This is a genomic window from Dokdonia sp. R78006, assembly GCF_042466145.1.
In the GTDB taxonomy this organism is placed as follows: Bacteria; Bacteroidota; Bacteroidia; order Flavobacteriales; family Flavobacteriaceae; genus Dokdonia.
The window spans coordinates 2,191,349-2,205,526 of sequence record NZ_JAXHBU010000001.1; the positions used below are offsets into that span (position 1 = coordinate 2,191,349).

Here is a 14,178-nt window from a genome sequence, read left to right on the forward strand (position 1 = left end):
AATACAGAAATAAATTTTGCACAATCGGTGCCTGAAAAATATTGTTTTTGTGCTACCTTTATTTGTGCACGGTTTTTGATACCTGCTAGACTCATCAAAAAAACGCTATGCGATACTTTTACATATTCTTGTTTATTTCATCACTTGCAGTTGCACAATCAACACCTATAAAAGGGGTAGTTATCCCACAGGTAACTTTTGATAATGCAACAAATGATTATTCTTTGTTTTTACCAGCAAATTATACGGAAACAGCTACGTATCCTGTAGTTGTGATTTATGATGAACTAGGGCGAGGAGCTAGTGCTGTACAGCAGTTTTCTATAGGTGCAGGCTTAACTGAGAGTATTGTGGCTAGTCCTAACTACAGGTTAAATGATACCCTTTCTGTAGCTATTGATCAAAGTAAAGAATTTATAGAAAAGCTATCTCAAACGTATGCTGTTAATGAGGATAAAATTATCTTATCTGGATACGGGAGGGATGGTCTTATTGTTACATCACAAGCACAAGCCGATACATCTATTTATGGAGTCATCGCAATGGGGAATGCATTTTTAGATAAAAAAAGTCTTCGTAGTAATGAGAATCTTAAAATAGCATTGCTATCTCCGGATGAAGGTAGTCAATATTACAAGTTGAGGTCTTATAGTCGTAATTATGGACTGAGAAAGAATCTCGTAAGTTATCACACTTATGATGGTGTAGTCTGGCCTAGTGCAGGCTACATCGCAGAAGCGCTGACTGCTATTTTGATAGATGAAACTACAAGTGATGAGAAACTTCAATCGTATTATAATAGTGATATTGCTTTCGGTAAAACAATGTACCGAAAGCAAGAAGGTCTAGATGCTTATGATTTTGTATCCACGCTTAAAGACAAATATAAAAAGCGCCTTGACATCGACGAGCAAAAAGAGCTTTTGGATAACATCAAGCGACTTAAGAATTATAGATCAGATCGCGATATATATGCTATGTTCAGCTACGGAGAAGATCTCATGGCAGAGGAGTTTCAATATAATATCCGAGAGGATATGAGTAATAGTTACTTTAATAACTTAGGGTGGTGGAGTTACCAGATGGATGAACTTGATATACAAATAGACAGTACAGATAATGCAATGATAAAACGCAAGTCGGCTATGCGTTTGAAGAGATTTGTACAATCTGAGGTTGAATTGCAGTATAAAATATTACAGCGTAAGGATACTAAGATTGAGCAATTGTTATTTGCAAACGTATTGAGATCACTTGTAAATCCGAATAATCAGGATGCATTTATTCAATCAATATCCTTAAGTGCAAGGGAAGGTGACGTGAATGCTACATGGTTTTATCTAGAAGAACTTCTCAAAACTGGATATACAGATTATGAGGCGTTGTATAAAATTCCATACACAACCGCAGCTCGCATAAGTAAAGAGTGGAACGAAATTATAAAAGCTTACTTAGGAAAGTCTAAGTATTACTAGCGTTTTGAGCTTCTCTTAGAGCGGTTATGATTGATGGAGCATTGCTAGTGCTTACAAAAAACTCATTCATTTTATTTTTGGTTTTAATATGGAGATTGCCTCCAGTATGAGTATTATATAAAGTTCCCTCAGGAGTAAACCTGATACCTATGCCCCAATACCAAGGTGTCTTTACACCTCTCGCTGTGGTGATATCTAGGTCATTAATAGCGATCTTTTTATAAAGCAGCCCTACCCCAAAACTAGCAATAGCATACTGATTTGTAATGCTAATCTCTAGCTTGTAAAATAATAAGAGGATGACAATAAAAAGAAAACAGCAAGCAATTAGCGTATAGGGAACGGTATCATTATCAATCCATTGCTCGATTATGAACAAGGCCATAAAAGCAATAGATATTGCGCATATAATCGCAATTAGATAAAATGGCTGCGTCTCTTTGTAACGTAATTTTCTCATGATTGATAATGCTCGTTATTTGTAATATTGAAAATTACTGATTTTAAAACAATATGCGTAGAATGGTTAGCTAGTGGTAGTATTCTATATTACTAATTGATTTTCAGCGTTGTGACATACATTTTGTCACTTATTGTATTTGGCTCGGTTATTGGCTGTTCATTACTATGTTGACAACTAAGTCTTAGTTTTTCAACAGTACTCATAAGTATTATTACATTTATATAAAGTGTAATTCAAAAATGTCGTTTATGGATTTTGGACAAGAAGGAAATAGTATATCGCTTACGCGCTTTGAGTCTATGTTAAAGACTAATGATGTGATTTTCTTTGATGCTGAGGAGTTTGAGGATATTGCAAATCATTATATTGAAAGTGGTAAGATTGCGCTTGCGCGAAAAGCGGTCAAGTTAGGTCTAGACCAGCATCCTACGTCGTCAAATTTGAGACTCTTTAAAGCCGAACTGTTCATTTTTGAAAATAAATTTGATAAAGCAGATGCTATTCTTACAGAGCTGCACTTGCTAGACCCTCATAACGAAGAAGTTTATATTCAAAAAGCAAATATTTACAGTAAGCAGGATGACCATGAGAAGGCAATCCATCTGCTTGAACAAGCTATAGACCTTACTGACGACCCTGCAGATGTATACTCTCTCATAGGGATGGAATATTTATTTTTAGAAGACTTCCAGAATGCAAAGCTTAACTTCATGAAGTGCCTTGAAGTAGATGATCAAGATTACAGCGCATTATATAATGTGATTTATTGTTTTGATTTTCTAGAAGAGCATGAGGGAGCGATAGATTATCTAAATATGTTTTTAGATAATAATCCGTATTGTGAAGTAGCGTGGCATCAAATAGGGAAGCAATACTTTGGACTTAAGAATTATGAGAAGGCATTGTCGTCTTATGAGTTTGCAATCATCAGCGATGATCGTTTTGTAGGTGCTTATCTTGAAAAAGGAAAAGTATTAGAAAAGTTAGGGCGTTATAACGAAGCGCTCGAAAATTATCAAATCACACTAGAACTAGAAGATCCTACATCATTTGCGTTACTACGTATGGGTAAATGTTATGATAAGCTAGGAAGCGACGAGCTTGCGATAAAACACTTTGAACGTTGTGTACATGAAGATCCATTACTAGATAATGGGTGGATGGCAATTACAGACTTTTATCAAAAGAGACTAGATTATCAAAAGGCATTGTTTTTTATAAATAAGGCAATAAATATTGATAGCGATAATGTGTTGTACTGGAAACGCTATGCTACCATAAATCATAAACTTAAGTTTCTTGAAGCGGCAGAAGAAGGATATCGTCGCACCTTAGAACTTGGTAACTACGAGCTTGAGACATGGTTACAGAGAAGTGATATTCTTGTGCAATTAGGAGAGCCAGATGCCTCCATTACAAATCTCACCCAAGCAATGGAGTTTTATCCAGAAAGCGCAGAGATTGCTTTTAGACTTGCAGGTCTTAACTATAGTAATGGTAATGATATCCAAGGGCGTTATTTTTTAATTAACGGTTTAAATATAGAACCGGAATTCTCTATTATCTTAGGCGAACTATTCCCTTATGCTGCAAGTAAAAAAGAAGTGCTTGAGCTAGTACAGCAGTACTTAGGTTAATACTATTCTAAAATCTTGATTAAATGTAGGTGCTTATTGTGAAAGCTAGTATTTTAGCTTGACTCGAAAAACGAACCCTATGCCGAAACCATCAGCTTCCTATTTATTTGTAATACTAAAAGGTATGGCCATGGGAGCGGCAGATGTTGTTCCAGGAGTATCTGGAGGAACCATCGCATTTATATCTGGAATCTATCAAGAACTTATTGAAACGATTGATAAGTTAGATTTTGGTGTTCTTAAAGTTTGGAAGAAAGAAGGAATCACAGCAGCTATCGAGCAGTATAATCTTAAATTTCTAGGAAGCCTTTTTCTTGGTGTTGCTATCAGTATCTTATCTCTAGCACGCGTTTTTAAATACTTATTAGAAGTGTATCCTATAATGGTATGGTCATTCTTTTTTGGCTTAGTAGTCGCTAGTATTTTATACATAGGTAAACAAATCACTAAGTGGAATCCCACAGTAATTATAGCACTAATTCTAGGAGTAGCTGTAGCTTACTTCATAACCATTGCAGCACCTTCTGAAGCGCCAAACGTATGGTGGTTTTATTTCCTTTCTGGCTGTATTGCTATTATAGCAATGATACTTCCTGGAGTTTCTGGTTCATTTATATTAGTGCTGTTAGGTTCGTATGGAATGGTGCTAGGAACCATTACAGATGCTCAAGATGCTTTGTTAGCAAAGGATTGGGCACTACTTCGAGCTGCAATATTTAAAATATTTCTTTTTGGAATGGGCTGTATTGTTGGCCTCAAGTTATTTTCAAAAGTGCTTAAATGGATGTTTGAACACAAAAAGCAAATCACGCTAGCTGTACTTACTGGCTTTATGATTGGTTCGCTCAATAAAATATGGCCTTGGAAGGAAGTGCTATCTACTCGAATAGATAGACACGGAGAAGAGGTTCCTGTAGAGGCTGTAAGTATTTTACCATCTTCTTTTGATGGTGATCCTCAGGTGCTGTATGCGGTTGTATTTGCCGTAATTGGATTTGCACTAATCTTACTACTAGAAAGAGCTGCGGTTAAAAAAAACGTATATGCAGACTGAGACTAGATCACTTTCTGATAAAGTCTGGCTAGTCCTTAAAGGGCTGGCTATGGGTGCCGCAAATAAGGTGCCTGGAGTTTCTGGAGGTGTAGTCGCATATGTAGCAGGTTTTTATGAAGAGTTTATTTACTCACTTCAAAAAGTTAATGGTAAAGCATTGAAATTGCTTTTTAGTGGTAGGTTCAATAGTTTCTGGAGATATATAAATGGGAGATTCTTAGGACTACTCATACTAGGTATGCTCATTAGCTATTTTAGCGTATCGCTATTATTAGATATCGCCATTCGCAATTATCCTTTACTCGTTTGGAGTGCTTTTTTTGGGATGATTATAGGTTCTATTTACTACATCGCAAAGGATTTTGAAGAGTGGACTAGGCGTAACATCATGATGCTTGTTGCGGGAATTATATTTGGAGTTGCTATAAGTCTTATGGAGCCAGCTCAAGAAAATGATAACCTGTTTTTTGTGTTTATATGTGGGATTATTGGCGTTTCTGGTATGACATTGCCAGGACTCTCAGGCTCATTTATTCTTATACTTCTAGGTAATTATGTGCTACTTCTTGTAGATGCCGTAAATGCACTTTTTGTGACGATGACTAGCGTTTTTGGAGGTGATTTTTCATTCATTGATGATCCAGAGCACATGCGCTTACTTACGGTACTTATCGTTTTTTCGCTAGGCTCACTTACGGGTCTAGTGACTTTATCTCACTTTTTAAGTTACTTGCTTAAGAAATTTAGATGGGCGACTAATGCTGCGATTCTAGGATTTATTATAGGCTCTCTTGGCGTTGTTTGGCCCTGGAAACTAGAAGTTTTTAAAAGAAATGAAATAGAAGAGATAGCGATAGATAGAAACGGCAGCCCCATATTAGATAATTACGATCGCTACATGCCTACAGATATTAATATGGAAAATGTGCTCGCGGTATTTTTTATTCTCACCGGCATTTTTATGGTCGTGGCATTAGGTAAATATGGAACAAGAACAAGAGCTCGTGGATAAATACGGACTAATAGGAAAAGATATAGGATACTCATTTTCTAGAGGGTATTTTAAAAATAAGTTTGATAAGCTCGAGATAGCGGCAACATATGTGAATTTTGATGTTCCTGAGAAAGAGGCTTTAAAAGATCTTTTTTCTCCCGCTTACGCGAAAGGATATAATGTAACCATTCCATACAAACAGGATGTAATACCACTGGTGGATAATCTTAATGTAGATGCCGAAGCTATTGGAGCTGTAAACACCATAAAAGTTGAAAGCGACGGAACGTTAACTGGCTACAATACTGACTTTATCGGTTTTAGAGATACATTATTAGAGCACTTTGGAGACTCTCTTTTTGTAGATTTTGGCACGCCGAGCTTTAAAAGTAGAGATTTAAAATGCCTTATTTTAGGAACAGGAGGAGCATCAAAGGCGGTTCACTATGCAATGAAACAGCTAGGTGTTCAATGTGTTTTTGTTTCGCGAAAGCGTAAAGAATCAACAATAACCTACGAAGATCTAGATAGAGAACTCATCGAGAGCCAGACCTTTATAGTGAATACAACTCCGCTAGGCACCTATCCGGATGTAGAGGAATCTCCAGATATTCCATATTTATTTTTAAATGAAACACATGTTGCATTTGACTTGATTTATAATCCGGCAGAGTCTTCTTTTTTACGATATGCAGGCGAGCAAGGAGCGACCATAATTAATGGTTTGCGCATGCTAGAATTGCAAGCAGAGGCCTCATGGTCAATATGGAACAGCTAGAAAGCTGCATTATGCCCATATGTGCCAGCTAAATAGTATATTTACCTATATTCAAATAGAACCCTAACATTGAAAGAAATGTCTGAAGAGAAGAAACCCCAAGATCCAAGTATTGAAGAGCATCTAGAAGAAACGGCTCCTGCCGCAGATCGCACGATGAATGCAGAAATAGAAGCGCTCGCTGCCGAGGCTAACGATACTGAGCTATCTACAGAGGAAGTAAGTGAAAACGCTGCTACCACAACAGAAGCTGCACCTGCAGAAACTACAGCAGTTACTGAGGAGGTGCCTGTAGAAAAAAAGGAAGTACCAAAAAAAGATTATACCATTCTTTCAAAAGAGGAGTTAATTGCAGAGCTGCAATTACTGATCAAAAATGAAAGAGTTACAGATATAAAAGATCAGGTAGAAGAAATAAATACTTTGATTAATGCTCAGTTTGACGCAGCGCAAGAGGAGGCTAAACAAGCATTTCTTGCCGAAGGTGGAAATATTATTGATTTTAGATTTTTCTCTCCGCTTAAAAAGGAGTTTAATGAGGTGTATTACGAGTACCGTAATAAGCGTCAGGAATTTTATGAGCGCAAACGTAAAGATCAAAATGCAAACCTTAGAGAACGTCAAGACTTAATAGAAGAGGTAAAGGCATTGCGCAATGAACTAGGAGGTGCAGAGAGTGTAAACACTACGTTCAATAAATTTAAGGATATCCAAGAACGCTGGAATAATGCAGGTAATATCCCAAGAGATCGTTACAATCTTGTGTGGAACGATTACTACTTCCATATTGATGCATTTTATGAGTTGTTGCACTTAAATCGTGATTTCCGCGATAAGCACTTTAAAGAAAATCTTGATAAGAAATTACTTCTTATAGAAAGAGCAGAAGAGCTAGGAGCAGAGCCTAATATCAATAAAGCCTTTAAAGAATTACAATTACTACACCGCATGTGGAAAGAGGAGATAGGTCCTGTTGCACGTGAGTATAGTGATGAGATCTGGGACAAATTTAGCGTGGCAACAAAGAAAATTCATGATGCACGTGATGAGAAACAGAAAGAAGTAGAGGCTGTATGGGTTCAAAATCTTGAACAGAAAAATGAAATCATTGCAAAAATAAAAGAGGTAGCTCAAGATGATATTAAGGCGCACAAAACGGTGCAAGACAAAATCAAAAAAGTAGAAGCCTTACGTGATGAATTCTTTAAAGCTGGAAAAGTTCCTAAAGAAAATAACGAGGAGACATGGGCTTCTTTTAAAGAAGCAACAAAATTATTCAACCACAAGAAGAATGATTTTTACAAATCTCAAAAGAAAGAGCAATACGATAACCTTGCAAAGAAACAAGCACTTGTAAAAATAGCACAAGAGCACAAGGATAGTGATGACATTCCTGGAACATTAGATGTGATGAAACGCATCCAAGCAGACTGGAAAAAAGTAGGTCACGTACCACGTAAGGATAGCGATAAGATCTGGAAAGAATTTAAAGAAGCGTGTAATCACTTCTTTGATCGCATGAAGGATTCTAAGAAGCAAGCAAATGCTGGTGAGCAAGAAAACCTAGAGAAAAAGCAAGCTTTAATGAAAACTATTAAGGATGCAAAGATGACAGGTGATCGTACCGCAGATCTTGCAGCTATAAAAGATTTTATAGAAGATTGGAAAGCTATAGGTCGTGTTCCTTATGCAAAGAAGAATATAGATCAAGACTTTAATAAGGTTCTTGATGGTCTTTTCAAGCAATTGGATATAGATAAGAAAGAAGCAGAGCTTATCAAGTATGAAAACCGTATGAGTATTATGGTTGACGATGAAGCAGCTATTGAGAGAGAACGTTTCTTTATCCGTAAGAAGATTGATGAGGTAAAAGCAGAGATTAATCAGCTAGAGAATAACCTAGGCTTTTTCCAGCACGTAGCAGATGACAACCCTATGGTTGCAGAGGTTCATAAGAACATTGCACGTCATAAGGAAGATTTAAATATGTGGAAATCTAAGTTACGTAAACTCAGAATGGCAATTACAGAAAGCCAGAAAGTAGAGGAGGAAGAAACCACTACGACTGAGGATACAGAAGATACATCAGATTCATAATTGTAACATTTTGTGTATAGTGTCGTCTTTATAGTATCAATCAATCTTTAAAAATCGACATTATGAAAACTCAAGTACACACAACACAGTTACAAAATCCAAGGCAAGGAAGAAATTTAATTTTAGGAGTATATGTAATATTCTCCACATTCTTAATAGCTTCCTATACGCTAGTACAGTATTTCTCTATGTAGAGAAAATGAAAAAAAACACAACGCAAGTTGTGTTTTTTTTTGCGCACAACTCAACGTCTTGCCATACCTATAAATCACAAAATCCGCTCCCAATTATGGAAGCGGATTTTGCTTTTTCATAGCAGATTTTATCTATGCTACTTAAACTAAGTATCAAGACACTATATATGTCGGTTGTTTATAAGAGACCTTACAAAAATGTATCTTTGAGTATAAAATAAATTATTATGATGCGCATTCTATTATTTCTCTTTGTGGTTACTGCAACAACCTTAAGCTGTGATGGTCAGAAAAAGAAGGAATCACCTTCTAACACGATTACAACAAACTATTACTTTATTCGTCACGCAGAAAAAGATTTGAGTGATCCTAGTAATCGTAATCCAGACCTGACAATAGAAGGAGAAGAAAGAGCAGAGCGATGGAAGGCTTATTTCTCAGATAAGGATATTGATGCTGTGTACTCAACAGACTATATACGTACAATGCGCACTGCAGCACCTACTGCTGTGGCAAATAATGTTGAGATTCAATCCTATAACCCAGCAGATTTAAATTCAGAAGATTTTAAAATGGATACTGCAGGTAAAAATATTGTAGTGGTAGGGCATAGCAACACCACTCCTAATTTTGCAAATGCTGCATTAGGTGAGAACTCTTTTAAAGATATTGATGAGTCTGAGTATTTCCATCTATACCACGTACAACTTGTTGTAAATGATGAAACGGGAGAGGTAATCGATAAAAAAAATATCGCAACGGTAGTAGACTAGCAATTATCAGGACAGGTAGATACAGTGATATTCTCAAGCTCAATCTTACTTAAAAGATTGAGCTTGTTGTTTTCAAAGAGATTATCAAGCGTGGTAAGCGCAGGAAATTGCTCTTCTGGTTTGTAATTGCGATAATCTACAAAGCGTATTCCTTCTATGATACGTTCATTGTAAGCTTCTCTAAAACGAGTGCCACCTTCAGAAGTTTGATAATTATAAGCAAGATAATTTACGTTGTAATTCTCTTTGTGAATCCAGTACATGTACTCATCTTGAAAATCTTCACCACCACCTTCTTGTGCAAATGCTACTTTAATACGGTAATAAGACTCGCCTTTTACGGTAACTTCATCCACAAGATTTTTTCTTACTGCTGGATCATTTAACCCATATGGAAGTACAGAAAAGTAATGAACAGAGTTAACGCTATTTGCATAACGATTTTTCATACTATCTGCTACTGGGATAGGTGCGCTTTCGCGAAAGCGTACAAATTCTCCATTATCTTTTATAACGTCTTGTTGTACTTGGCATTCAGCATCCGTACAACGTTCTAAGGTGCGTAAACCTTCATTGCGAGTGGCTCTATAGTAGAAATCTCTAAACTTGAAATGAATACTAGCATGTTCAATTTGAGCACCACCAGAAGCTGCTATGGCCTTATCTACAATCTCTTGTGCAGTAGGTGTTTTTTGAGAACAACTTGTGATAATGAATAATAAGATAATCGCCGAAAGAAATCGAAACATATAGAGGTTTTTTCTGAGTGGTGTGGTCGTTAGAAATAATTACTTCTTACAATGGCTTGCGTTAAGGCTACAAAAATACAATCTCTTTGTTGTTAAAAATAAGACTAGGAGTCAAGAGATGATTTTTTTGATTTCAAGATTAATTTCAGGTTAGATTTCTTTTCAACTTTGTACATTTGTTATAATGTCAAATACGGTTAACATAAAGAATAGAAGGGCGCGCTTTGAGTATGAATTACTCGATAAGCTCGTTGCTGGAATCGTACTTGCGGGTACAGAGATTAAAGCAATACGAGAAGGTAAAGCCTCCATCGCAGAGAGTTTTTGTGAGTTTAATGATCATGGAGAAATGTTTGTGATTAATATGACGGTGCAAGAATATTCTCATGCTACCTATTTTAATCATCAGCCTAAGAATCAACGTAAATTATTACTCAACAAACGCGAACTCAAAAAATGGGAACGTGAGGTAAATAAATCAGGTCTTACTATTGTACCACTACGTTTATTTACAAACGAGAAAGGATTTGCAAAGCTTGAAATTGCACTTGCAAAAGGAAAGAAAACCTACGACAAACGAGAAACTATAAAAGATCGAGATAACAAGAAAAACTTAGATCGCATCAAGAAGTCTTTTAATAATTAAAACTCATTTTCTCAGTTTAACATTTTGTTAGGCAACTATTTATAATTTTATAACGTCTTTTATAGAGTACTATTCTCTATGCGTTTAAGATTACTTCTACTTTTATTATTTATCACCATCCAAGTTGTTGCACAGTTTCCTATGTCTATGCAAGGACAGGTTACTCTTGAAGATGAAGTTCTAGAGTCTGCTCACGTGACTAATCTCAACTCACAGGGGAGTACCACTACAGATAATAACGGAATATTCTGGCTACAAGTAGATGTGGGTGATGTATTACTTGTATCCCATGTTTCGGCCAAAGAGAAATTTGTTATCATACACAAGCAGCTTGCAAATGAACCTTTGTTATCTATTTCATTAGAAGAACAAAGAAATGAGCTAGATGAAGTGATCATAAAGGAACAGCCAGATATAACAGTACAAAGCGTAGGTATTATACAGGGAGAACGAAAAATTCCAACTGCAAATGAACGTAGGTTACATACAGCAGGAGATTTTAAACCTATTCATCTACTTAGTTTATTAGGAGGTAGTCTACAAGTAGACCCTATAATTAATGCTATTACTGGCCGTACTAAAAGGCTTAAACGTTATGTAGAAATAGATAAGAAAATCGCCGTTTATGAAAGTCTATATGAATATCATGCCTATTTTATAAAAGATAGGTTTGAGATAGACGATACGGAGGTTAAGCGATTTTTTAACGAGCTGGTGGACCACCCAAACATCACAGCATTACTTAAGAAAGATAATGAAGACCAGATTCGTATATGGCTTTGTGCTCAGTATCTTATCTTTAGTAATTCATAATTTTTCATTTTCTAAGACAATTACATGCGCACATACTTTACGTTAGTTATTATACTACTCTTTTCGTTTGTTACAGCTGCACAGATTACAGGTACTGTAGTAAGTAAAGAAGGTGAGGCGCTTCCATTTGTAAATGTGTTTATAGAAAATACTAACCGAGGTACTACCACAAATGGTGATGGGCAATACGCTCTAGAATTACTGGCAATAGATCAAGGAGAAACATTGAATGTCACCTTTCAGTTTCTAGGCTATGCAACGGTTATAAAGGAAGTGGAGGTAAATTCTAAAGAAATGACAGTTTCTGTTGTAATGGAAGAATCTTCTACATCCCTAGATGAAGTAATCGTGCAAGCTGGTATAAATCCCGCAGATCGCATTATACAAGGAGCAATAGCCTCAAGAAAAAAGAATTTACGCAATATAGGAGAATATACTGCTGCCTTTTACTCTAGAGGTCTGTGGCAGGTAAAAGATGCACCAGATAAAATTTTAGGGCAAGAAGTAGGAGATCTAGGCGGTGGTCTGGACTCTACACGTACAGGTATCATATATCTAAGTGAGACTATTTCAAATATTAAATATCAGCGTCCAGATAATTTTAGCGAGGTAATTGTAGCGAGTAAAGTAAGTGGAGATGATAACGGTTTTAGCTTTAATACTGCGAGCGATGCAAATTTCTCTTTTTATGAAAATACCCTAGATCTCAATACGCAGATCATTTCTCCTATCGCTAGTAATGCATTCTCTTACTACAAGTATAATCTTGAAGGAACGTTTTTTGAAAACGACCAACTCATTAATAAAATAACAGTTGCACCACGCAGAGAAAACGACCGCGTATTTACTGGAACCATCTATATTGTAGAAGATTCATGGCAACTTTATGGCGTAGATTTACAAACGGATGGTAGTGCGATTCAAGTGCCATTTATTGAAAATCTCAACTTTAAGCAGAATTTCAAATATGAGGAATCTCTTAGCCAGTGGGTGAAAATCTCACAAGTCATAGACTTTAGCTTTGGTTTTTTAGGACTTAAAGGTGATGGTAGATTTACAGCAGCTTATTCTGATTATGAATTTGCTCCTCAGTTTACGAAAGACTCTTTTTCGGCAGAGATTTTGTCTTTTGCAGATGAGGCAAATAAAAAAGATAGTGTGTTCTGGGAGCGTAGTCGTCCCGTGCCTTTAACGTCACTTGAAATAAATGATTATGTAAAGAAAGATAGCATACAGGTTATAAGAAAATCAAAGAAGTATCTAGATTCTATAGATGATCGAGGCAATCGATTTAAGATTACTTCACCCATCTTTGGATATTCTTATACAGATACTTATAATAAATGGCGATTTGGAATCACGCCACCTATCCAGAATATTCAGTTTAATACCGTTCAAGGTTGGAACGGAACCATGCAGGCAACTTATTCTAGTTGGAGTGATGAAGATTATAGTAAATCTCTTTCCGCTTTCGCGAAAGCGAACTATGGATTCTCAGAAGATCGTTTGCGTTACACATTAGGATTTACTAGGCGTTTTAATCGAACTAATAGAGCCACTATAAGCGCTACGGGAGGAGTTGATATTTTACAAGTAAATAATGCAGACCCTATACGCCCTATTATAAATTCATACCTCACATTAACTCAAGAAGAGAACTTTGCAAAATATTACGAAAAGGAATTTGCACAACTATACTATGGACAAGAAATAGTGAATGGCTTGCGGGCAAACGCCATTATTGCTTACGAGCAGCGTAATCCTGTTTTTAATACTACAGACCAAACATTCTTCCCGAAAGATGATCGTGAGTATACCAGTAATAATCCGCTCAATCCTTTTGATACTGAGAACGGAGCTTTTGAAGCGCACTCCATCGGGAAGTTGCTTCTAAGTACTACCGTAAATTTTGGACAGAAATACTACAGCTATCCTAGTGGGAAATTCAATGTTACTTCAGAAAAATATCCATCACTTACCTTAGTGTATGAAAAAGGATTTGGAGCTTCTATAGCAGATTATAACTTTGACCAACTACGCGTTGTCGCTCAACAAGAGTTTAATGTGAGTAACAAGGGTAGAATGTCTTATGATGTGCGCGCTGGGACCTTTTTAGGCACCGCAAAAGGTGTGAGCTTTATAGATAGACAGCATTTTAATGGTAATCGCTCGCTCTTTTTTGAGCCATCACGCCTCAATCGATTTAATGTCTTACCTTATTATGAACGTAGTACAAACCAAGGGTATGTAGAAGGACATGTTGAGCATAATTTTAGAGGTTGGGTACTAGGAAAGATACCGCTAGTAAATAAACTTAATTTTAATCTTATTGCGGGTGCACACGTGCTTAGCACAAATGAAAGCTCGTTTTATAGGGAGTTTACCGTAGGAATAGGAAATGTAGGTTGGGGTAAATTTAGGCTATTACGTTTTGACTATGTGTATGGACAAGGAGCACTAGGAGGGAGTGATGGTGCGTTTTTAATAGGGTTGAGTTTGTAACAA

At 36.4% G+C, this 14,178-nt stretch carries 12 protein-coding genes; 10 read left to right on the top strand and 2 right to left on the bottom strand.

The window, feature by feature from the left end; genetic code table 11:
- Positions 1-107: 107 nt before the first annotated feature.
- Positions 108-1,475: a hypothetical protein gene (locus SJY37_RS09830; protein WP_298325809.1), complete on the top strand. Its 1,368-nt coding sequence runs from the start codon at positions 108-110 to the stop codon at positions 1,473-1,475.
- Here SJY37_RS09830 and SJY37_RS09835 read toward each other — a convergent pair.
- A complete protein-coding gene (locus tag SJY37_RS09835; protein WP_298325807.1) occupies positions 1,462-1,935 on the bottom strand; it encodes a hypothetical protein in 474 nt (157 codons plus the stop codon). The genes SJY37_RS09830 and SJY37_RS09835 overlap by 14 nt on opposite strands.
- Before the next feature lie 251 nt (positions 1,936-2,186).
- On the opposite strand from SJY37_RS09835, the gene SJY37_RS09840 reads away from it, so the two are divergent.
- From SJY37_RS09840 to SJY37_RS09865, 6 genes are all read left to right on the top strand, one after another.
- Entirely contained in the window at positions 2,187-3,575 is a 1,389-nt protein-coding gene (locus SJY37_RS09840; RefSeq protein WP_379953034.1) for a tetratricopeptide repeat protein, read from the top strand.
- A gap of 79 nt (positions 3,576-3,654) precedes the next feature.
- On the top strand, positions 3,655-4,629 hold the full coding sequence (locus tag SJY37_RS09845) for a DUF368 domain-containing protein (protein ID WP_379953035.1): 975 nt from the start codon (positions 3,655-3,657) through the stop codon (positions 4,627-4,629).
- Positions 4,619-5,641, top strand: coding sequence for a DUF368 domain-containing protein (locus tag SJY37_RS09850; protein WP_379953036.1), 1,023 nt, complete (start codon positions 4,619-4,621; stop codon positions 5,639-5,641). Before SJY37_RS09845 ends, SJY37_RS09850 begins: the two co-directional genes overlap by 11 nt.
- Entirely contained in the window at positions 5,613-6,401 is a 789-nt protein-coding gene (locus SJY37_RS09855; protein ID WP_379953037.1) for a shikimate dehydrogenase family protein, read from the top strand. The genes SJY37_RS09850 and SJY37_RS09855 overlap by 29 nt, the downstream gene beginning before the upstream one ends.
- A 78-nt stretch (positions 6,402-6,479) precedes the next feature.
- Positions 6,480-8,498, top strand: a complete 2,019-nt coding sequence (locus SJY37_RS09860; RefSeq protein ID WP_379953362.1) for a DUF349 domain-containing protein — start codon at positions 6,480-6,482, stop codon at positions 8,496-8,498.
- A 421-nt stretch (positions 8,499-8,919) separates the two neighbouring features.
- The gene (locus SJY37_RS09865; RefSeq protein ID WP_298325791.1) at positions 8,920-9,465 is read left to right on the top strand and encodes a histidine phosphatase family protein; all 546 of its coding nucleotides are present in this window, start codon (positions 8,920-8,922) and stop codon (positions 9,463-9,465) included.
- Here the strand turns inward: SJY37_RS09865 and SJY37_RS09870 are convergent.
- On the bottom strand, positions 9,462-10,214 hold the full coding sequence (locus tag SJY37_RS09870) for a DUF6503 family protein (RefSeq protein ID WP_298325788.1): 753 nt from the start codon (positions 10,212-10,214) through the stop codon (positions 9,462-9,464). The genes SJY37_RS09865 and SJY37_RS09870 overlap by 4 nt on opposite strands.
- Before the next feature lie 184 nt (positions 10,215-10,398).
- On the opposite strand from SJY37_RS09870, the gene smpB reads away from it, so the two are divergent.
- The 3 genes from smpB (at position 10,399) to SJY37_RS09885 (ending at position 14,175) form a co-directional block, all read left to right on the top strand.
- Positions 10,399-10,860, top strand: a complete 462-nt coding sequence (gene smpB / locus SJY37_RS09875; RefSeq protein ID WP_013749716.1) for an SsrA-binding protein SmpB — start codon at positions 10,399-10,401, stop codon at positions 10,858-10,860.
- Between the two features lie 78 nt (positions 10,861-10,938).
- Positions 10,939-11,673: a hypothetical protein gene (locus tag SJY37_RS09880; RefSeq protein ID WP_298325783.1), complete on the top strand. Its 735-nt coding sequence runs from the start codon at positions 10,939-10,941 to the stop codon at positions 11,671-11,673.
- Positions 11,674-11,697: 24 nt separating this feature from the next.
- Entirely contained in the window at positions 11,698-14,175 is a 2,478-nt protein-coding gene (locus SJY37_RS09885; RefSeq protein ID WP_298325778.1) for a DUF5686 and carboxypeptidase regulatory-like domain-containing protein, read from the top strand.
- Positions 14,176-14,178: the final 3 nt, after the last annotated feature.

Excerpts from the sequence above, each read along its gene's own strand:
- SJY37_RS09840 (WP_379953034.1), top strand. The coding sequence starts at position 2,187 with ATGGATTTTGGACAAGAAGGAAATAGTATATCGCTTACGCGCTTTGAG.
- SJY37_RS09850 (WP_379953036.1), top strand. The coding sequence starts at position 4,619 with ATGCAGACTGAGACTAGATCACTTTCTGATAAAGTCTGGCTAGTCCTT.
- SJY37_RS09860 (WP_379953362.1), top strand. The coding sequence starts at position 6,480 with ATGTCTGAAGAGAAGAAACCCCAAGATCCAAGTATTGAAGAGCATCTA.
- SJY37_RS09845 (WP_379953035.1), top strand. The coding sequence starts at position 3,655 with ATGCCGAAACCATCAGCTTCCTATTTATTTGTAATACTAAAAGGTATG.
- SJY37_RS09880 (WP_298325783.1), top strand. The coding sequence starts at position 10,939 with ATGCGTTTAAGATTACTTCTACTTTTATTATTTATCACCATCCAAGTT.
- SJY37_RS09855 (WP_379953037.1), top strand. The coding sequence starts at position 5,613 with ATGGAACAAGAACAAGAGCTCGTGGATAAATACGGACTAATAGGAAAA.
- SJY37_RS09830 (WP_298325809.1), top strand. The coding sequence starts at position 108 with ATGCGATACTTTTACATATTCTTGTTTATTTCATCACTTGCAGTTGCA.
- SJY37_RS09865 (WP_298325791.1), top strand. The coding sequence starts at position 8,920 with ATGATGCGCATTCTATTATTTCTCTTTGTGGTTACTGCAACAACCTTA.
- SJY37_RS09835 (WP_298325807.1), bottom strand. The coding sequence starts at position 1,935 with ATGAGAAAATTACGTTACAAAGAGACGCAGCCATTTTATCTAATTGCG.
- SJY37_RS09870 (WP_298325788.1), bottom strand. The coding sequence starts at position 10,214 with ATGTTTCGATTTCTTTCGGCGATTATCTTATTATTCATTATCACAAGT.
- SJY37_RS09885 (WP_298325778.1), top strand. The coding sequence starts at position 11,698 with ATGCGCACATACTTTACGTTAGTTATTATACTACTCTTTTCGTTTGTT.
- smpB (WP_013749716.1), top strand. The coding sequence starts at position 10,399 with ATGTCAAATACGGTTAACATAAAGAATAGAAGGGCGCGCTTTGAGTAT.